Below are 19,990 nucleotides of genomic sequence, written 5' to 3'. Positions count from 1 at the left end.
ACCCCAGAATAAACCCCAAAAACAAACCCAAAACAAACAACACACCAACCAACAGGTACAAACACACATACAACAAAACCGCCGTACCGAACGCACAAAACGTCCAGTACGACGGTTTCAACGGCCACCGATCACCGCGTCATTCGGCCCAAGCCCATTCACAGCTGCGATCGCAGCACGATCACGCCCTTGGCCACACGAATGCCGGATTCTCGCAACCGTTCGATCAGCTCGACCTGGTCCCGCTCCTCGCGCGGGGCCTGGGCCACCACGTCGATATGCAGGTCGTCGTATGCGGGCTTCGACTGCACCCACAGGTGCGTCGGCTCCGGAGGGTTGATCTCCGAATGCTCGCCGCATCCGTGATCCACCGACACCACGCGTCCGTCGTCCGGGCTCCACTTGTTCGCGCACACGCCGAACAGCACGTTCAGCTCACCCTTCAGCTGGATGAAGAACCCGCAATTCGCGCAGATGTTGCCATCGGCGGTTTTCGTCGACAGGGATTTGGGACCATGCGGCCCCTCGTACCAGCGCTTGGCGGTCTGGGAACGTCCGAGCTGGCTCAGCACATGCCTTCGGGACAGGTCGAATTCGGTGACGGCGTCGTCGACATCCTCCTCGGACGTCGTCGATCCGTCTTCATCGCCTTCGTCAACGGCCTTCTCCGCACCGACGCCACCTTCGCCGGCCGCATCGGACACGGCGTCGGTCGCATCGGCATCGGCGGTCGCATCGTCGGCGGCATCGCTCTCGTCGGCCGAACCGACCTCGGACGACGTCTCCTCGGTCTTGCGAAACCCTTCTTCGATGCGCGGATCCTGCGGATCGGTGCCGATCGAATCGGTGACCGACAGGTCGGTCGGTTCCAGACGATCCTTCCACGGCACCCATGCGGGCGGTCGCAACGCGGCGTCGGTCGGGATCAGCGACGATTCGTTGACCGTCCAGCGTCCGGCCTCCTCATCGTGGTACAGCGTGACCGACCACTGCCATCCTTCGTAGCCTTTGATGCCGCAGACGAAACGGAAGTCGGTCACATGATCGCCCATGTCGACGGTGTCGACGAAGTCACCCACCTGCTCCGGCAGATCGGCCATCTCGACGGCCACGGCACGGGCGATCTCGGTCGGATCGACAGCGGAAGCAGCCGGTTCGCCGGCCGTAACCGCCGGCTCGACGGCCGGCTCGGGCACCGACGGCTGCTCCGCGGATTCGGGCATGGTCATCTCATCGCTCATGAATCATTCCTGTACGTCGAAATTGTCGGCCACGGCACGCATGAGCGTGGCCAGTTTCTTGCTGTCGGCGGAGGACGGGTAATGATGACGGCGCAGATCGTTGCCGGCGGCGTCGAGGAGCTTGATGAGGTCCTCGACGATGGCAGCCATGTCGTCCGGCTTCGGACGGGTCGCCTTGACCAACGACGGCGCGCTTTCCACCAACGTCACGCCCATCGCCTGCGGCCCGCGACGGCCGTCGACCACCGAATATTCGACCTTGGCTCCCTTGCGCAGGGTCTTGACGCCGACCGGCAATGCGGCGGCGGGCAGGAACACGTCCTTGCCTTCATCGTTGACGATGAAGCCGTATCCCTTGTTCGCATCGAACCAACGCACTCGTCCACTGGGCATCGTTTGCACACCTCGTTCTTCGCCTCACAGGCCGGTGGGCCCCGTGCCCACCGGATTCAAACCAAATGATCAGTCTACCTCAAGGCCTGTTCAGCGAGTACGGGTTTTCTTGTCCGGCTTAGCGGACGATCCCGGTCCGGACAGCGCGACCGCCCCCGCCGACGTCGGCCCGACGACCGTCGGCTCAACCGGAGCCACCGGCAGCACGACGGTGAGCGTCAGGCCGCCGCCTTCGGTGCCGGATGCGCAGATGAACCCGCGATGCGCCTTGACGACGGACAGCGCGATCGCCATGCCCAAACCGGTGCCGCCCTTGAGCCGAGCACGCGACGGATCAGCCGTGTAGAAGCGTTCGAAGATCTGCGAGCGCGATTCCTCGGGCACGCCCGGTCCGTGATCGGCGAAGCGCAGGAACGCATAGTTCATGCCGACCTGCATGGACTGTCCGACTTCGACGGCTTCGACGAGGTGACGCATGGACGCCTCGGTGGCCGGCATGCGGGACAGCGATTCGGGGCTGATCGACGCCGGCAGCACGCCCATCGACACTTCGACCGGGGAGTCGGCCGGCGTGTAGCGGTGGATGTTGCCGACGATGTTGGTGACGACCTGGCGCAGGCGCGACCCGTCGCCGGACAGCGTGACTTGCGGCATGTCGCCTTCCTCGAACATGAATCGCGCGCCGGAGGAGCCGTCGGCTGGCCGTTCGATCGTCAGGCGTCCCTTGCGGATGCCGCGTTCGGGGTCGAGCGCGTGCAGGTCCTCGGTGGCGTCGGAAACGATCGAGGTGAGCGGCACCTGCTGGGTCAGGTCGATGCCGCGTCCTTCGTCAAGACGGGCCAGTGACAGCAGGTCCTCGACGAGCACGGTCATACGAGCGCTCGACGCCTCGATGTGTTCGATCGATTCGTCGGCGCGTTCGAGCGCCCCCGGAAACTCACGCTGCATCTTGTACAGTTCGGCGTATCCGTGGATCGCGGCGAGCGGCGTGCGCAGCTCATGGCTGGCGTCGGAGACGAACCGTTTCATTTTCTCGGTCGTTTCCTGCTGCTCGTGGAAGCTTTGCTCGATGCGGGCGAGCATGGAGTTCAGCGAAGCGGCGAGCGAGCCGACTTCGGTGTTCTCGGGTGCGGAAGGCACACGCTGGCTCAGATCGCCGGCCGCGATCTTGGCCGCCGTTTTCTCGATGCGTTTGAGCGGGGTAAGCGTGGTCTGCACGAGCAATGTGCCGATCACGCCGCCGAGCAGCACGACCGCGATGCCGACCATGGCACTGTACCGCGTCAGGATGTCGGTCGTGTCGATCACGTCCTTGAGCGACAGTCCGATGAACGCGTATCCGCTGGGTTTGCCGTTGATCGACAGGGACAGCGGCAGCACGCGCCATGGGGCGCTGGCCGAGGCCAGCGTGGTGCGGTCGACGGTGCCGGGCGAGTCCTGACGTACGATCGCGTCGGTGGTGAACGGCACGCCGAGTTCGACGCCGTCCATGGACCCCGTGGCCGGCAGGCTCGGCACGGAGGTCAGTTTGCCGATGCGCAGCTCGAGCTTGTTCTCGACGATCTTGTAGTCGAGGTCACGCACCTGCAGGAAGTAGGTGTTCAGGCCGAGATCCTGCTCGTTCTGCTGGTTCTGCTGATCCTGGTTCTGCTGGTCCTGCTGGGCGGAGTCGCTCTGCTTGAGCCATTCCGCACCGTTGACGACCAGATCCCTGGTCTGGAACAGCTGCTTGTCGGTTTTCTCCAGCATGTAGTTGCTGACCAGCTGGCGGATGGAGAACGACAGCGCGAACGAGCCGATGGTGAGCAGCACGATGATGCAGGCGACCAGTTTGGTGCTCAGCGGGATCGCGTCGATGCGACGGCGTACGTGACGTTGGAACCAGTTCGGATGGTGGGCCGGGGCCGGTTGGGTGGCCGGCTGGGATTGCGGCGGCATGGCCTGTTGCGGATGCGATGCCGGCTGGACGGGTGTGGAAGACGGCTGCGGCGCGCCATTCGGGTTGGTTCCCGATGGTGCGCCGCCCGTGGGTTGCTGTGGTATGTTGCTCATGCGCCGGGTGCGGTCTTCGGTTCGCGGATCATGTAGCCGATGCCGCGCTTGGTTTCGATCAGCGGCGTCACCTTGCGGGTTTCGCCGTTTTCGTCGGTGTAGGTGATGCCGTCCACCTTCTTGCGCAGGTATGAGATGTACGATTCGACGATGGCGGCGTCGCCGCCCCAGTCGTACTGCCAGACGTGGTCGAGGATCTGCGCCTTGGAGAGCACGCGGCCCTCGTTGTCCATAAGGTAGCGCAGCAGCTTGTATTCGGTCGGGCTCAGGTCGATTGCCTGTCCGGCGCGGGAGACGTCGTGGGAGTCCTCGTTGATTTCGAGATCGCCGACGCGGATGATCGGATCGTCTTCGATCTGTTCGCGTGTGCGGCGCAGGATCGCCCGGATGCGGGCCACGACCTCCTCGAGGCTGAACGGCTTGGTGACGTAGTCGTCACCGCCGACGGTCAGACCCATGACCTTGTCCTGGGTGTCGTCGCGCGCGGTGAGGAACAGTACGGGAGCGCCGATGCCCTCCTGACGGATGCGTCGCGTCACGGTGAAGCCGTCGATGTCAGGCAGCATCACATCGAGCACGATGAGATCGGGCTGGGTCTTCTCGATGACTTCGATGGCTTCGGAGCCGGAGGCCGCGGTGGCGACTTCAAAACCGGCGAAATGCAGGGAGGCGACGAGCAGCTCGCGGATGGAGGGCTCGTCGTCCACGACAACGATCGATGCTTCAATAGGCTTACTCATGCCTCCCAGCATGTCGCTTCCATCTGAAGGTTTCCTGAATGTCTCCTGTGGCTTATCCACGATCCCGACGCCGGAGGACGTGAGGCGTCAGTCCTTCCACATGCCGGCCTTGCGGCGCATGCGTATCTCCTTGCGGGTGAGCGGCCTGTTCCCGGAGCTTTCCGACGCGTCGCCGCCTTCGGCGTCGTCCGTCTTCTTGCGTTCCGCAGCGAGCTTGAGCACCTTGCGCTTCATGCGGCGGCGGATCACCACGGTGGCGGCGATGATGGCGATGAGCACCACCAGCACCACGGCCATCACGACGATGCCCACCACCACCGTGGAGCTTGACGTCGAGGTCTTGCTCTGCTTGACGATCTCATCCATCATCGCCGTGGCGGCTCCCGCCCAATCCGGGGTGCTTTTGAGCAGCGGGTCGGTCGCGGCCTTCGACAGATCGTCCACCGTGGTCTGCTTCTTGAGCCATTCGTCGGAATTCGAGGAGACCGCGACGACCAGGTTGCCGTCGTTGGCGGCCACGGCGAGCATCACCGTGTTCTTGGCCGGCGAAAACCCTTCCAGCACGTCGCTGGCCCATTTCGCGGGCTTTTCCGTGTCACCGAAGCTTGGCAGGTACATGAGGCGGACGGTCACGCCCGTCTCCTCCTTGGTTTTCTTGATGGCGTCCGTCACCGTGCTCAGGTTTTCGCCGAGCAGGTTGTTCGTGTCGGTGATGTCGTCGGTGAACGTGGACGTCGAGCCACCGGTCTGCCCGGACTGATCGCCTTGTCCGGATTGATCGCTCTGACTGGACTGATCGGACGACTTGTCGTCGTCGGCGAACGCCGTGACCGAATAATTCCCCAACCCCAATATCACGGCCAGCAGCATCGCAAGTACTGCGATTACTGGGGACACGCCGTGCCGATAGCGTTCGACCACATGGGTCGTTTTTCCCTCTGCGATTGCTCGTTGTGTCATATCGTCCACATTAGCGACCGGGTTCGCCAAGTTCCCGGCCGCCGGCATAACCCACACATCGTTCTTTCTGAAAGGAGAACATCATGCCTCAATATCAGGTGGATTCCGAGCAGATCCAATCCTCGGCCGCGGCGGTCAACGCCTCGGTCAACGCGATTCGACAGGCCGTCAACGGCATGTACGCGAATCTCAACGGCCTGCAGGGCGTATGGAGGGGCGGCGCGGCGGCGCAATTCGCCACGGTCGCCGAACAATGGCGCGCGGCCCAGCAGCAGATGGAGACGTCCCTTGAGTCGATCCAACGCGCGCTGGCGTCGGCCTCCACGCTGTATGCCGACGCCGAGGCGCAGGCGGCACGCCTGTTCGCGTCGTAGGACATACCCTCCTCGTATACGTGCATATGCATGCACATATACGAAAAAGGGAGACTCCCCGTGCGGGGAATCTCCCTTTACCTAGTCAGCTGACGGCTGGGATCAGTAGCCCATGTCGGCGCCGGCGGCCGGAGCGGCGGTCTTCGGCTCCGGCTTGTTGGCCACCACAGCTTCGGTGGTCAGGAACAGGCCGGCGATGGAAGCCGCGTTCTGCAGCGCGGAACGGGTCACCTTGGCCGGGTCGGCAACGCCGGCGGCCAGCAGGTCCTCGTAGGTGTCGGTCGCGGCGTTCAGGCCCTGGCCGGCAGGCAGCGAACGAACCTTGTCGATGACCACGTCACCGGACAGGCCGGCGTTCTCGGCGATCTGCTTGATCGGGGCTTCGATCGCGCGGAACACGATCGCGGCACCGGTGGCCTCGTCGCCTTCGAGCTTGACGTCCTTCTCGGCCTTGGCGGCAGCCTGGATCAGGGCCACGCCGCCACCGGGCAGCAGGCCTTCCTCAATGGCGGCCTTGGCGTTGCGCACGGCATCCTCGATGCGGTGCTTGCGCTCCTTGGCCTCGACCTCGGTGGCAGCGCCGACCTTGATGACGGCCACGCCGCCGGCGAGCTTGGACAGACGCTCCTGCAGCTTCTCGCGGTCGTAGTCGGAATCGGTGTTGGCCATCTCGCCACGGATCTGCTCGACGCGGGCGGCGATCTCATCGGCGGAGCCGGCGCCGGACACGATGGTGGTCTCGTCCTTGGTGACGGTGACCTTCTTGGCGGAGCCCAGCATGGACAGATCCACGGAATCGAGCTTGAGGCCCAGATCGTCGGAGACGACCTGGCCGCCGGTCAGGATGGCCATATCCTGCAGCATGGCCTTGCGGCGGTCGCCGAAGCCCGGGGCCTTGACGGCGCAGCACTTGATGGCGCCACGGGTGTGGTTGATGACCATGCCGGCCAGAGCCTCACCGTCGACGTCCTCGGCGATGACCAGCAGCGGCTTGCCGGTCTTGACGACCTGCTCGGCGATGTGGGTGAAGTCGTTCATGCTCGACATCTTGCTGGTGGTCAGCAGGATGTACGGGTCATCGAAGGACACGGTCTGGTTCTCGGAACCGGCAGCGAAGTAGCCGGAGATGTAGCCCTTGTCGAAGCGCATGCCCTCGGTGAACTCGAGGTCCAGGCCGAAGCCCTGGTTGTCCTCGACGGTCACGACGCCGTCCTCGCCGACCTTGTCGAGAGCCTCGGCGATCTTGTCGCCGATCTCCTCGTCACCGGCGGAGATGGTCGCGGTCGCGGCGATCTCGTCCTTGGTTTCGACTTCCTTGGCGGAGGCCTTCAGCTCCTTGACGATGGCCTCGGTGGCCTTCTCGATGCCGCGGCGCAGCGCGATCGGGTTGGAACCGGCGGTCACGTTCTTCAGGCCTTCGTGCACGAGGGCCTGGGCCAGCACGGTCGCGGTGGTGGTGCCGTCGCCGGCGACGTCGTCGGTCTTCTTGGCGACTTCCTTGACCAGCTCGGCGCCGATGCGCTCGTACGGATCCTCAAGGTCGATCTCCTTGGCGATGGAGACGCCATCGTTGGTGATGGTCGGCGCGCCGTAGGTCTTGTCGAGCACCACGTTGCGGCCCTTCGGGCCGAGGGTGACCTTGACGGTGTCGGCGAGCTTGTCGAGGCCCGCGAGCATTCCCTGGCGAGCTTCCTCGTCGTACGAAATGATCTTTGCCATGGTTGATATCCTCCAAATGGCTTCACGGTACTTGTTCTCACTGCGCAAGGCCGGAGCGCGCCGGCCGTCAGCTGCCGGTTATCACTCTCACCTTCCGAGTGCTAATTGGGAGATTAGCACTCTCGACGCCCGAGTGCCAACCGGTCGCGCGGCGATTGTGCTCACGGCATACGAATGCCCGGCGGAAACGCACCGGGCGCGAGGAACCTGCGCGGATACGGAAAACCCCGGAGCGCACGTACATGCGTCCGGGGTTTCTTTTTCGGAAGACTGTCGAATCAAGATGATCCCTACAGCTTGATCACCTTGGTGGCCTGCATGCCCTTGGGGCCACGCTCGGCCTCATACTCGACCTTGTCCCCCTCATCCAGCGTCTTGAATCCATCGGCCTGTATCACCGAGTAGTGGACGAACACATCATCGCCACCATCATCTGGGTTGATGAAGCCGTAACCCTTTCCTGCGCTGAAGAATTTCACGGTTCCGTGTGCCATAACCATTCTTTCTTTGGTAATTCGAACATCGCAGACTCAAAGGAAGAGAACACACACAGCCCAAATTCGCACTCCCCCCGCCTTGCGACTATCCCTATTGTAGCGACCCGCGGGACGAATGCGTATTCGATGAAACGGCTCATGAACGGACGGCATCGGCTTGTCCCGCAGGACATTTCCCTTGGGGAAGCCCGCACGGATACGGGGAGGATGCCGCCCGGAGGACCGCAATCAGTTCAGCAGCACGACGACGATGGGCACGTCGAGCCCGCTCGTCTGTTCGACGGCGGTGATGCCCAGCGTCGAGGCGATGTCCTGCGCCGTGGCCTTGTCCGTCTCGTTCTGATACCACACGACGTTGGCGGACGGCAGGTTGTTGGTGGTCGGGTTGGCGGCTTCGACCGCGGTGTAGCCGGACGCCTCCAGCGTCGACTTCTTCTCTCCGGCGTATCCGTTGATGCCGGAGGCGTTCACCACGCGCACCGACGTGGCCTTGTTGACCTGCGCGCTTTGGTCGGCGTTCTGATCGGACGACTGCGAGTCGTTCTGCGAATCCGTCTTGGAGGAATCGGTCGAATCGGTCGTGTCGGACGAATCCTTGCCGTCCGTGGACGAGTCGGTCGAATCCGACCCGTTGGAGGAATCGGTGGAATCGCCGGAGTTCTGGTCGGACGACGAGGAATCGGTCGAAGTCGACGACGAATCCTTCTTCGTGGTGTCGGTCTGCGCGGTGGTCGTGCCGCCGAGGCCTGTGATCTTCGTAAACTCGCCGGTTACCAGGCTCCAGGTCAGCGCTCCTGCCAGAATCGCCACGATAAGCACGACGAGGTACGGCGCGACGCGCACGCCGAGCGGCCGCTGTCCGCGGTGGACGCCGACCGGACCGGCCGGCGGATTGTCGAACTCGTCGGACGCATACGATTCATAGGTCGCTTTGTCTTGTTTCGCCATATCAGCCCTTCCATACACAGCTAGGCACGAGTCTAACCGCCGCCTTGCACAATCCTCAACCGCGGCGGACCGCCGGCCGACGACCGGCGGTGCGCCTACAGTATTCGGATATGGATGCAACTCACATCAAACCGTTGTCCGAGCTCGTCGAGGCAGGATGGGCGCAGGCGCTGGCGCCCGTCGAGCCCGATGTGCATCGGATGGGCGATTTTCTACGCTCCGAGCTGGCCGCCGGACGCCATTACCTGCCGGCGAGCCGCAATATCCTGCGCGCGTTCACGATACCGTTCGATTCGATCAAGGTGCTGATCGTCGGGCAGGATCCCTATCCGACGCCGGGGCACCCGGTGGGACTGAGCTTCTGCGTCGCCCCCGACGTGCGCCCGCTGCCGAAAAGCCTGATCAACATCTACAAGGAGCTGGTGGACGATCTGGGCGTGCCGATGCCGTCGAACGGCGATCTGACGCCGTGGACCGAGCGCGGCGTGATGCTGCTCAACAGGTGTCTGACGGTCGGTGTCGGGCGTCCGAATTCGCATCAGGGCAAGGGCTGGGAACCGATCACCGAGGCGGCGATCCGCGCGCTGAACGCCCGCACGGACGCCGACGGCAAGCCGAAGCCGTTGGTGGCGATCCTGTGGGGGCGCAACGCGCAGAGCCTCGAACCACTGCTGACGAACGCGGTCATCATCAAGTCCCCGCATCCGAGCCCGTTGTCGGCCTCGCGCGGATTCTTCGGCTCGAAGCCGTTCTCCCGCGCCAATCAGGCCCTCATCGCCATGGGCGCCGAGCCGGTTAACTGGACGCTGCCGTAAGAAAAATGACCCGGTGGGTCATTTTTAGGCAACGTGCGAGCCGACAGGCGAACCAGCAAAGCGCGGGCGCAGCCCGTCCGCAATTGCAGGACGCTGCCGTAAGAAAAATGACCCGGTGGGTCATTTTTAGGCAACGTGCGAGCCGACAGGCGAATTCACGCACGCATGGCCATGATCATTCGCCGTCCTCGACGATCTCCGGGGCGGAGGCATCCGCACTTGCGGTGAATCCTCCCGTATACCACGAATCCCATGCCGGCGTCCGTGTCGAATGGCGCATCGCGTCCCGCGCGGTGTCGACGGTGAACTCGTCACCATCGATGCGCGTGATCTGCGCGATCTCGTAGTGGACGGCCAATCCCTCCTTCCGCATGGCAGTGATGAACGCCGATGCGAATGAGGCGAACCGTTCACGATCCGTGGGCGTTGCCGGGGAGATGTAGATTTCCACACTGCCGACGAAATATGAGGCAAGATCGTCGGTCGTGGCGGATGGTGACAGCTCCCATTGGGTCTCGTTCTTCGGACCGGTAGGGTCGATGATCCGGTAGACGCAGTCGAGATCGGAACGTGCTGCGACGAATCGCTCGATTCGTTCCGCAAGATGACCGTTGTAGTCGTCCTTGCGTAACGCGGTGAAATACGTGTCAGCAACATACGGCCCGGAATCGTTCCCGTCAGCGCCGTCACCGTCCACGTAATCCACTTCGAACACGCCGCCTAGCAACGGGCCGGACGTGGGCGTCACATTGATCCACCATCTCGGGTCGAGCAGTTCCGGTCTATGAAATCCTTCGGATGCCTGGAATTTCACGCCGTACCGTTCCGACATCCTGTCAAGCAGCGTCTCCGCCAATGTGATCAGACGGAACAGCTGCACGTCGGGCCAGCCCTCCTTCATGCCGGCGACGCCCGCGTCCCGTTCCTGACGATCATTCAACAGCGCCTTCGCTATCGCGATCTGTCGCGCGGTGGGTTTGACGTCCATGTCGTATCTTTGCTTCGCATATGGCGGCCAATCCGAAAACGTTTCGTTTCCGGTGCCGTCGACGTCCGACCCGCTCGCGCCCGTATCGGCATGATGCGCGAACCATGATGGAGCGGCGCATCCGCAGACTCCGGTGACGATGGCGGCGATCGTCGCCAATGCCGCCACGTATGCCGCCCATCGGCGGTTTCCTGCCCGGCTCATTGATATTCCCCGTCTCCGTTGACGCTCCGATATCCTCAATTACCAATGCTTGACTTCCAGATATATAGTAGCCGGAAACGTGCAATTGGGCGAGAAGCGTAACCGAAAAACATACATATGAAAGTCATCATCGACCAACAAATCAGCAATGCGATGCTGGTTATATACAAATATAAAAGCAGCAAAACAATATCAAGCAAAATAAAGAATACGGAAAACTTAAGAACGATAAAAGCGTTTCGCATGGTTGAGGAGTATATGACATCGGAGCTAACGTGTTCGACATCATACTCCACAAGCGATCTTCGTTTCCAATACCGATGCGTCACTCCGATCGAAGCCACCGCCGAGCATGCAAGAACGATGCAGACAATAACTGGAAGATGACGATACGGCGAATCTCCCAATATGCCATCAAGCCAACGAAAGACGATGCAAGCCAGCACAACGCAGAAGGAAACGGAGGCAGGGCTCGGTCCGACCGTTTTACCCCATGAACCCTTATCGGAATAAAATACATGAGTTTTTGTCTGGTAATACAGGACAGGGGACATGGATGACCCATAGTCAATCGCGCCTATGGGCACGAAATCAGCATACTTGGATTCACCCATTTCAATCATCGTTTTCAGGAGAATTTTGGTATTCCGTCTTCGGATTCGCCGTTTGGTACGTTTCCGGAGGAACCATCAGACCGTTTTTCCACGGAAATAATGATGGGGCGGAACCGATCACGGTTTTGCCCCATCATGCGCTTCATCCAATCACAGCCGTCACATCAGCGACTTGTAGATCGCGAGGATATCCTCTTCAGTGGCCTTGCGCGGGTTGCCCGGGGTGCACACGTCGTTGAACGCGTCGTGGGCGAGCGGCTCAAGGTCGGCTTCGGTGGCGCCGACCTCGGAGATCGTGGTCGGGTTCTTGAGGTCGACGGTCAGCTTGTGCACGGCCTGCACGGCCTCCTCGCGTACCGTCTCAAGGTCGCCGGTGTACGCGTCGGCCACGCCGAACGCGTCGGCGATGTCACGGTACTTCTCGCCGGTGAAGTCCTTGTTGTACTCCATGACCGGGGCCAGCAGGATGCCGTTGGCCACGCCGTGCGCCACGCCGAGGCGGCCGCCCAGCGGGTGCGCCATGCCGTGCACGAGGCCGAGGCCGACGTTGGAGTAGGCCATGCCGGTGATGTAGGAGGCGTACGCCATCTGTTCGCCGGCCGGAATGTCGCCGTCGGCGGACTTGGCGAGGTTCTTGGCGATCATGCGAATGGTCTGCATGGACAGGCAGTCGGACAGGCTCCACGCGCCCGGCGTGATGTAGCCCTCGATCGCGTGGGTCAGGGCGTCGAGGCCGGTGGCGACCTTGAGGCCGCGCGGCATGGAGTCCGTGAGATCGGGGTCGACGAACGCGACGATCGGGATGTCGTGCGGGTCGACGGCGACGAACTTGCGCTTGTTCGCGGTGTCGGTGATGACGTAGTTGATGGTCGTCTCGGAGGCGGTTCCGGCGGTGGTCGGCACGCCGAAGATCGGCACGGACGGGTTCTTGGTGTCGGCCACGCCCTCAAGGGAGAGCACGTCGGCGAACTCCGGGTTGGCGGTGATGATGCCAATGCCCTTGCAGGTGTCCTGCGGCGAACCGCCGCCCAGACCGATCAGGAAGTCGGCACCGGACTCGGCGAACTTGGCGACGCCGTCCTGGATGCATTCGACCGGCGGGTTCGGCTTGACGTTGGAGAACACCTCGTACGGCATGCCGGCCTCGTCGAGCACCTTGGTGACCTTCTCGGCGGTGCCGGTTTCGAGCAGCACCGGGTCGGTGACGATGAACGCCTTGGTGAAGCCGTGCGACTTGGCGACGGCCGGGATCTCCTTGATGGCGCCGCGGCCGAAATACGCGGTCTGGTTGAAGATCATGCGATAGACCATACTGGTTCTCCTTCGAAGCGGCGGTGCGGCCGCGCATCCATGCGCCATGCCGCACCCTTGTCGGTTACAACGCCTCTCATCCTACCCTCATCGATGTGATTTCGCTGAAAGCCGCCCGACAACACGCCGATAGCATATCCCGTTGTGCGCAAACCAACGCAAATCCACCGCCGAGCGTTGGTTTGCGCGCGCAATGGCCACGGCCCACGCGCGCCTACGCCCGCCGCGTCACCTTGAGCGCGGTCCAGATGCTGCGCACGGCGAGCACCGCCAGCCATGCGGCGAACAGCAGCGATCCCGCGCGCGGCGTGAGCCATCCGGCGGCCATCGTGCCGAGCGGGGCGGTCAGCACCGCGCAACAGCCGATGATCAGTCCGCTTTTCAGATGCACGATGCCCCGCTTCCAGTTCGCGGCCGTGCCGGACAATGCGCCCGGCACCATCACCAGCAGCGAGGTGCCGCGCGCCATGAGGTCGCTCGCGCCGAACAGGAACGACAACGCCGGCATCATGATCGCCCCGCCCCCGATGCCGAGCACGCCGGCGAGCGCACCCGTCACCACGCCAAGCAATACCAGAAACGCGCCGGACCAGACGTGCAACACGAGATGGCCCTCGCGCGGCGGAGTGAACGTGATCTGCTGGATGATCACGAAGATCAGGAACGCGACCCATACCCATCGCAGCACGACTTCCGGCAACCGGCTGAGCAGCAGCGACCCGAGCTGGCTGCCGACGATCACGCCGAGGGCGAGCAGCGCCGCGGCGATCCAGTTGACGTTGCCTTCGGTCGCGTAGGACACGACGCCGGAGATCGACGTGGGCACGATGGCCGCGAGCGAGGTCGCCGCGGCGTGCCGTTGGCTCAGTCCCAGCCATACCAGCGCGGGCACGATGATCGTGCCGCCGCCGATGCCGAACAGTCCCGACAGCAGTCCGCAGGCCAGACCGACGCATGCGAGCACGGCCACGCCACGTCGGTTCAGCAGTTCGGGTCCGGATGTCATGTTCTCGTTCTTGTCCACATCCGTCACTGTACCCGTCTTGCCGCACGCGCCGTCCCATCCGTTCCACCGGCCGGAGACTACACTGGTGCCCAACCGTATCCGTTCAATGAGGGGGACTGTCATGCTTGTCGCGGTCGACATCGGCAACACCAATATCGTGCTTGGTTTTCTGGAAGGCAACCGTATCGTCGGCACGTACCGCATCACCACGAAGGCGAACCACACGTCCGACGAGTACGGTCTGATGATCATGCAGTTCCTGTCGCTCAGCGGCTATTCGCCGCGCGACGTGGACGACGTGATCATCTGTTCGGTGGTGCCGAAGGTGATGCATTCGTTCCGTGCGAGCATGATCAAGTTCCTCGATGTCGATCCGATGGTCGTGGGGCCGGGCGTCAAGACCGGCATCAACATCCGCATCGACGATCCGAAGTCTCTGGGCGCGGACATGCTGGCGGATTCGGTCGGCGCGTACGTGACGTATGGCGGGCCTGTGCTGGTGGTCGATTTCGGCACGGCGACGACGTTCGATTTCGTGGATGCGAAGGGCACGATCACTGCCGGCATCATCACGACGGGCATCCGCACGGCCGCGGCCGCCCTGTGGGGCGAGACGGCGCAGCTGCCGGAGGTGGAGATCACGCGTCCGAGTTCGATTCTGGCGACGAACACGAAGACCGCGATGCAGGCCGGCCTGTATTACAACTTCCTCGGCGGCACGGAGCGCACGATCCGGCAGTTCCATGACGAGATCGGCGAGGATTTCCGGGTCGTGGCGACCGGCGGGCTCGGCCGTGTGCTCGAGAACGACACGGATCTGATCGACGTGTACGATCCGGACCTGATTTTCAAGGGCATGGCCGCGATCTACGATCGCAACGCGACCCGCTGACGGCCGGCCGCCGGCGCCGTCGATCAGGTGACCGGCCGCGACCGTCACTTGATCGTGAAGCCCTGGTTGAAGCCGTATTCCTTGAGGTCCTTCTGCCATAGGGCGATGCCGTCCATCAGCGTGATGCGCTTGCCGGGATGCTCGGGCAGAGTGAGTTCCTTGCCGTTCGCGCCGGTCTCGCCGGCCTCGATGCGGGTCTTGACGTCCTCGTAGTGGTATTTCGCGGCGGACCATTCGTACGCCTTGCCCATGGTGGCGCTGAAATCGTTGCGCGCGTAGACCTCGAACGGCAGGTACTGGTATCCGGTCAGAACGTTTTCCGCCGCTTCGGACAGCACTTTGTTGTATTGCTGTCCGCCGAAATACGGAATGTCGATGCCTCGTTCGTCGCGCACCATGGTCCGTTCGGAGAACTCCTCGCTGGCGAGCGTCGCCTTGTCGGCGGGGAAGGCGCCGCCGTCGATGCGTTCGGCGATGCCGTCGGCGGAGTGGCACACGTAGTCGACGAACCGGAACGCGGCGTCGGGCTTGCGCGTCGACTGCAGCACGGTCAGCGACGAGCCGCCATTTTCGGCGTTTGCCTCGCTGCCGTCGGACGTGGGCATCTGAGCGACGCGCCACAGTCCGGCTCCGCCCGGCACGTCGGCGAGCAGCAGCGACGGCATCCACGCGCCGGCGAACACGGAGGCGACGGTGCCGGCTCCCAGCTTGCGTTTCCAGCCGTCCGACCAGGTTTTGCTCGCGGTGTCGACGAGGCCTTCGTCGATCATCCGCTGCCAGAACTCGGTGAACGTGCGGGTGCCGGCGTCGCCGGTCAGGTTCACGGTGACGGTCTTGCCGTCGGAGCTGGTGCGGAACGGACGGCCGCCGGCGAGCCAGACCATGGCGTCGTAGAAGCTCGCGTCGCCGGAATCGGCCGCGATGTACACGCCGATCGTCTTGAGTTTCTTGGCGGCCTCGTAGTAGTCGTCCCAAGTGCGGATCTTCTCGGCGTCCACGCCGGCCTGGTCGAAGATGTCCTTGTTGTAGAAGAAGGCCATCGGACCGGAGTCCATCGGCAGGCCGTACGTGCGGCCTCCGAGCTGCACGGAGGACCAGGTTCCCGGCGTGTAGAAGTCGTCGTATCCGGCGACGCGGTCGGTGATGTCGAGCAGCTGGCCGCTGACCGCATACTGGGAGAGCGCGAAGTATTCGATCTGCGCGACGTCGGGCAGGCCGTAGCCGTCCTGGATGGCGCTGTTGAGGTTTTCGTAGCCGCTTGTGTCCCGGACGGTGACGCGGATGTCTGGGTTGGCTTTCTCGAAGGCCTTGGCCACGGTTTTCATGCTGGGCTCCCACGACCAGACGACGATTTCGGTGCGCAGGTCCTTCTGCCCGCATGCGGCGACGGCAAGCAGGCATGCGGCCGACAGGATAGCGGCCGTGAGGCGTTTCGCGTGGTCGATCGTCCGTCGTGCGCTCATGTTCGCCGCTCCCTTGTTCCGCTCGGTGCCGATGATGGTCCGGCCGATGCTGATGCTCGTATCGAGTCTACACACGGAGGCATAAGAAAGCGGTTCCCTTCCCCGAACGTTCGGGGAGGGAACCGCTGAGCCGTTTGCCGTACGGGTGTACGACGCTACCGCTTGACGATGGCGACGCCGTTCGGGTCGATCGTCACCGAGCCGTCGTCGTCGGTGTGCGCGAGCGACGCGACGACGACCTCGCCGTCGGCCGGCACGGTCACGGCGTGATGCGTGCGGTTGAATAGGAAGTGGAACGTGACGTCGCCCGCCTCGTTCGTGCGTTCGACGCGCAGCACGTCGCCGACGCCCGTCTCGCCGGCCGGCGCTTCGACGCCCATCGCCCCGAGCAGCTCGGGCAGGCTCTTCGCCAGGCCCTCGCGGCCGAGACGGCAGCCGACGTACGCGGCCTTGCCGTCGCCGTACTCGTTGACGATGATCGCCGGCACGCCGTTCATGCCGACCCACGGATCGGACTTGTACGTCTCGAGCACGCGGGCGGAATCGGCAACGGAGGTGATCACGTCGGCGAAGTCGTGCGCGACCGCGCCGTTGGTCAGTTCGAGATGGTCGAGCGCGCCTTCGAAGTCGGTGCCCATCGGCGCGAACTCCTCAATACGCACGCCGACCACGTCGCGGATCGAACCGGGGTAGCCGCCGAGCCAGATGTGGTCCTTCTCGTCGGAGATGCCGGTGTAGTAGGTCACGAACAGCTTGCCGCCCTTGGCGACGTAGTCGCGCACGCGACGCGTGGTCTCCTCGCTCAGCAGATACACGCTCGGCAGCACGGCCGCCTCGTACGTATCCCAGTCGGAGCGCACCGGCACCACGTCGGCGGTGATGCCGTTGTCAGCGAACGCGCGGAACCATGCGAGCGGCTCGGTCCAGTGACGCACCTGCTGGGTCGGTGTGGCGGTGTGTTCGGTGGCCCATTCGGATTCGTAGTCGAACACGACGGCGACGCGCGACTTGGCGAGCTTCGTGTCGAGCACGCCGGCGTCGGCGAGGCGCTGCAGGTCTTCGCCGAGCTCGCACACGTCGCGGAAGTCCTGGCTGTCCTCGCCCGCATGCGGCACCATAGCGGTGTGGAACTTCTCGGCTCCGGCCTTGGACTGACGCCACTGGAAGTAGCAGATCGCATTCGCGCCCATGGCGAGATGGCCGAGCGCATCGCGCACGAGCTGGCCGGGCTCCTTGCGGTAGTTGATCGGACGCCAGTTGACGGCGCCGGTGGAGTTCTCCATGAGGAACCACGGGTTCTTGCGGGCGATGCCGTCGGTGAGGGACGCCGAGTAGGCCAGCTCGTCGAGATGCGATTCGCCGGGGGTGAAGTAGTGGTCGTTGGAGACGAAGTCGACCTCGTTGCCCCAGTCGTCGTAGTCGATGCCGGTGCCGCCGGCGGAGATCATGAAGTTGGTGGTCAGCGGCCGGCCGGGGGTGATGGATTCGAGCAGGTCGCGTTCGGCGATGTAGAACGCCTTGAGCGCGTCGGAGCTGAAACGCTTCCAGTCCAGCAGCTTGCCCGGGTTCATGAAGTTGCCGTCGCCGATGAAGCGCGGCGGGACGATCTCGGTGAAGTCGTTCATGTGCTGCGCCCAGAAGGCGGTGCCCCACGCGTCGTTGACGGCGTCGATGGTGCCGTAGCGGTCCTTGCACCAGTCCTGGAAGGCACGCTCGGCGTCCTCGGAGTAGTCGAAACGGTTGTGGCAGCCGTACTCGTTGCTCACATGCCATGCGACGACATACGGGTTGTCCTTGTAGTGCTCGGCCATCGCGCGGCACAGCTTGAGCGCGTACTCGCGGAAGACCGGGCTGGTCGGGCGCCAGTGCTGGCGCGCGCCCGGCTGACATACGTCGCCGCGGTAGTCCTGCCACAGCACCTCCGGATGGGCCTGGGTGAGCCACATCGGCGGCGAGGCGGTGGCGGAGGCGAGATCGACGGCTATTCCGGCCTTGCCCAGCTTGTCGATGATGCGGTCGAGCCAGTCGAAGTCGAACACGCCTTCGCGCGGTTCGATCTTCGCCCAGCTGAAGATACCGACCGAGACGAGGTTCACGCCGGCCTTGGTCATGAGACGGATGTCGTCGTCCCAGACCTCTTCCGGCCACTGATCGGGGTTGTAGTCGCCGCCGTACCAGATGCGGGCCGTCTGACCCTCGAGCGGTTGCGGCCAGCGGAACGCTCTGCGCTGCGTCATTGCTGTCCTTTCATCATTGTTCGAAACACGAATGTTTGCGTTATCATTACTGCGCAGTGTCATCATATCGCAATGCCGGATGCGCGCCACGCCGTATGTCTCAAATCGTCACAAAAACATCAGCGAAACCGCAGCAAGGTCGAACCACCCCACGATATCCCGTATAATGGCAACGAAAACATCGCCGTCCGGAAGTGAATCATGAACCGCCCATCCACGATATCGATGCAGGACGTCGCCAAGGAGGCCGGCGTCTCCCCGCAGACCGTCTCGCGCGTCGCCAACGGCAGCGCCGCCGTGAAAGACGAGACGCGCGAAAGGGTCGAAGCGGCCATGCGCAAGCTCGGCTACCGGCCGAACTACGCGGCCCGGGCCCTGAAACACGGTCGGTTCAAGGACATCGGCGTGGTCATGTTCAACATGAGCGCATACGGCAACGTGCGTATCCTCGACGCGATCTCCGCCGCCGCCAACGAGCACGGCTATGCGATCACGATGCTCACGATCGGTCAGGGCCGCGAACGCACGCTGCGCGCGGCGGCCGAACGCATGAAACAATTGCCGGTAGACGGCGTGATCATCGTCATGGAGGAACAGACGGCCGATTTCCTGACCTTCGAGCCGCCGGCCGAACTGCCGGTGGTCGTCATCTCGGAAAAACCGACCGCTCATTGCCCCACCGTGGATGCCGACCAGCTCGGCTGCTCCAGGACCGTGGTCGACTATCTGCTCGGCAAGGGGCACCGCACGGTGTATCACATCGCCGGTCCGGCGACGTCGGTCGCGGCCGCAAACCGCGCCGACGGCTGGCGGCAGTCGCTGGAACGACGGGGGCTGCCGGTGCCGCCGGTATACATCGGAGACTGGGAGGCTGACAGCGGTTATCAGGCCGGACTGGCGTTGGCCCACGAGCCGGATTGCACGGCGGTATATGCGGCGAATGACCAGATGGCGTACGGCGCGATACTGGGGTTGAGGGCCGCAGGCAAGCGCGTGCCCGAGGATGTGAGCGTGATCGGCGTGGACGATTCCTTGGTCGGCACGGTGCCGCGTCTCGAACTGACGACGATGCGCATGGATTTCGACGGGATCGGCCGCGAGGCGTTCTCGATGGTGACGCGCCAGTGCGAGGGCGAGCGAGTGCCCACCGGCATCCGGCACGTCATTCCCGCCGCCCTGGTCGAACGCGCCTCCGTGCGCGACCTGAACGCTTAACCGAGCGGAACGCGGGAAACGAATTCGCGCGGCTCGCGGGTGACGGGGTCGACGAACGACAGCCGTCGCGCGACGAGTTCAAGCGGCTGGCTGAAGTCGTCATAGGAGCGTTCGACGATGCGCGGATAGAAGTCGTCGCCGACGATCGGCAGACCGAGCGAGTTCATATGGACGCGCAGCTGATGCGTCTTGCCGGTGCGCGGATGCAGCGTATACGCGCGGACGAGCCTTTCCTCTGCGCCCCCGAACGGAGGAAGCCGCATCATTGATTTTTCTGCTCCCCCTGATAGGGGGAGCTGTCGGCGCAGCCGACTGAGGGGG

The 19,990-nt window shown here is 63.6% G+C and carries 18 protein-coding genes and 1 pseudogene; 4 read left to right on the top strand and 15 right to left on the bottom strand.

Features of this window, described 5'->3' with window-relative positions:
* Positions 1–158 precede the first annotated feature (158 nt).
* The 5 genes from GFD25_RS11410 to GFD25_RS11390 all read right to left on the bottom strand — a co-directional run bounded on the left by GFD25_RS11410 (position 159) and on the right by GFD25_RS11390 (position 5,296).
* The gene (locus GFD25_RS11410) at positions 159–1,223 is read right to left on the bottom strand and encodes a DUF3027 domain-containing protein (protein ID WP_163232922.1); all 1,065 of its coding nucleotides are present in this window, start codon (positions 1,221–1,223) and stop codon (positions 159–161) included.
* Positions 1,224–1,244: 21 nt separating this feature from the next.
* Positions 1,245–1,634: a cold-shock protein gene (locus tag GFD25_RS11405; RefSeq protein WP_163232916.1), complete on the bottom strand. Its 390-nt coding sequence runs from the start codon at positions 1,632–1,634 to the stop codon at positions 1,245–1,247.
* A gap of 90 nt (positions 1,635–1,724) precedes the next feature.
* Positions 1,725–3,686, bottom strand: coding sequence for an ATP-binding protein (locus GFD25_RS11400; RefSeq protein WP_163232914.1), 1,962 nt, complete (start codon positions 3,684–3,686; stop codon positions 1,725–1,727).
* Positions 3,683–4,426: a response regulator transcription factor gene (locus GFD25_RS11395; RefSeq protein WP_163232912.1), complete on the bottom strand. Its 744-nt coding sequence runs from the start codon at positions 4,424–4,426 to the stop codon at positions 3,683–3,685. The genes GFD25_RS11400 and GFD25_RS11395 overlap by 4 nt, the downstream gene beginning before the upstream one ends.
* An 87-nt stretch (positions 4,427–4,513) precedes the next feature.
* Complete coding sequence (locus GFD25_RS11390) at positions 4,514–5,296, bottom strand: TPM domain-containing protein (RefSeq protein ID WP_239512559.1); 783 nt, start codon at positions 5,294–5,296, stop codon at positions 4,514–4,516.
* A 173-nt stretch (positions 5,297–5,469) separates the two neighbouring features.
* On the opposite strand from GFD25_RS11390, the gene GFD25_RS11385 reads away from it, so the two are divergent.
* Positions 5,470–5,760 (top strand): WXG100 family type VII secretion target, encoded by a 291-nt coding sequence (locus tag GFD25_RS11385; protein ID WP_163232908.1) that lies wholly within the window; start codon positions 5,470–5,472, stop codon positions 5,758–5,760.
* 102 nt (positions 5,761–5,862) lie between these two features.
* Here the strand turns inward: GFD25_RS11385 and groL are convergent, their stop codons facing one another.
* The 3 genes from groL to GFD25_RS11370 all read right to left on the bottom strand — a co-directional run bounded on the left by groL (position 5,863) and on the right by GFD25_RS11370 (position 8,924).
* On the bottom strand, positions 5,863–7,479 hold the full coding sequence (groL, locus tag GFD25_RS11380; RefSeq protein WP_163232906.1) for a chaperonin GroEL: 1,617 nt from the start codon (positions 7,477–7,479) through the stop codon (positions 5,863–5,865).
* Positions 7,480–7,769: 290 nt separating this feature from the next.
* Positions 7,770–7,973, bottom strand: a complete 204-nt coding sequence (locus GFD25_RS11375) for a cold-shock protein (RefSeq protein WP_094729628.1) — start codon at positions 7,971–7,973, stop codon at positions 7,770–7,772.
* 231 nt (positions 7,974–8,204) lie between these two features.
* Positions 8,205–8,924 (bottom strand): LytR C-terminal domain-containing protein, encoded by a 720-nt coding sequence (locus tag GFD25_RS11370; protein WP_163232904.1) that lies wholly within the window; start codon positions 8,922–8,924, stop codon positions 8,205–8,207.
* A 110-nt stretch (positions 8,925–9,034) separates the two neighbouring features.
* Here GFD25_RS11370 and GFD25_RS11365 point away from each other — a divergent pair, with 110 nt between their 5' ends.
* Positions 9,035–9,739: a uracil-DNA glycosylase gene (locus tag GFD25_RS11365; protein WP_163232902.1), complete on the top strand. Its 705-nt coding sequence runs from the start codon at positions 9,035–9,037 to the stop codon at positions 9,737–9,739.
* Positions 9,740–9,914: 175 nt separating this feature from the next.
* Here GFD25_RS11365 and GFD25_RS11360 read toward each other — a convergent pair whose 3' ends face one another.
* From GFD25_RS11360 to GFD25_RS11345, 4 genes are all read right to left on the bottom strand, one after another.
* Entirely contained in the window at positions 9,915–10,931 is a 1,017-nt protein-coding gene (locus tag GFD25_RS11360) for a hypothetical protein (protein WP_163232900.1), read from the bottom strand.
* Positions 10,932–10,966: 35 nt separating this feature from the next.
* Positions 10,967–11,545: a DUF443 family protein gene (locus tag GFD25_RS11355; protein ID WP_163232898.1), complete on the bottom strand. Its 579-nt coding sequence runs from the start codon at positions 11,543–11,545 to the stop codon at positions 10,967–10,969.
* Between the two features lie 159 nt (positions 11,546–11,704).
* The gene (gene fucO, locus GFD25_RS11350; protein ID WP_163232896.1) at positions 11,705–12,856 is read right to left on the bottom strand and encodes a lactaldehyde reductase; all 1,152 of its coding nucleotides are present in this window, start codon (positions 12,854–12,856) and stop codon (positions 11,705–11,707) included.
* A 214-nt stretch (positions 12,857–13,070) separates the two neighbouring features.
* A complete protein-coding gene (locus GFD25_RS11345) occupies positions 13,071–13,862 on the bottom strand; it encodes a sulfite exporter TauE/SafE family protein (RefSeq protein ID WP_163232920.1) in 792 nt (263 codons plus the stop codon).
* Between the two features lie 121 nt (positions 13,863–13,983).
* On the opposite strand from GFD25_RS11345, the gene GFD25_RS11340 reads away from it, so the two are divergent.
* Positions 13,984–14,754, top strand: a complete 771-nt coding sequence (locus tag GFD25_RS11340; protein WP_163232894.1) for a type III pantothenate kinase — start codon at positions 13,984–13,986, stop codon at positions 14,752–14,754.
* 44 nt (positions 14,755–14,798) lie between these two features.
* On the opposite strand, the gene GFD25_RS11335 is transcribed toward GFD25_RS11340, so the two are convergent.
* Together GFD25_RS11335 and GFD25_RS11330 are read right to left on the bottom strand one after the other, a co-directional pair.
* Positions 14,799–16,217 carry an ABC transporter substrate-binding protein gene (locus GFD25_RS11335; protein ID WP_163232892.1) on the bottom strand — a complete coding sequence of 473 codons (1,419 nt, stop codon included), beginning with the start codon at positions 16,215–16,217 and terminating at the stop codon, positions 14,799–14,801.
* Between the two features lie 155 nt (positions 16,218–16,372).
* Positions 16,373–18,454 (bottom strand): beta-galactosidase, encoded by a 2,082-nt coding sequence (locus tag GFD25_RS11330; RefSeq protein WP_163232890.1) that lies wholly within the window; start codon positions 18,452–18,454, stop codon positions 16,373–16,375.
* 225 nt (positions 18,455–18,679) lie between these two features.
* Between GFD25_RS11330 and GFD25_RS11325 the strand changes: the two genes are divergently transcribed.
* Entirely contained in the window at positions 18,680–19,669 is a 990-nt protein-coding gene (locus GFD25_RS11325) for a LacI family DNA-binding transcriptional regulator (RefSeq protein WP_163232918.1), read from the top strand.
* Here GFD25_RS11325 and GFD25_RS11320 read toward each other — a convergent pair.
* Positions 19,666–19,884, bottom strand: a pseudogene (locus GFD25_RS11320) (pseudouridine synthase); the annotation flags it as partial. The gene GFD25_RS11325 and the pseudogene GFD25_RS11320 sit on opposite strands and share 4 nt — an antisense overlap.
* Between the last annotated feature and the right edge of the window lie 106 nt (positions 19,885–19,990).

Origin of the sequence: Bifidobacterium aerophilum, from assembly GCF_010667685.1 — a bacterium.
Lineage (GTDB): Bacteria > Actinomycetota > Actinomycetes > Actinomycetales > Bifidobacteriaceae > Bifidobacterium > Bifidobacterium aerophilum.
Note: the sequence above shows the minus strand (reverse complement) of the source record. Positions and strands in the feature narration are given on the sequence as shown.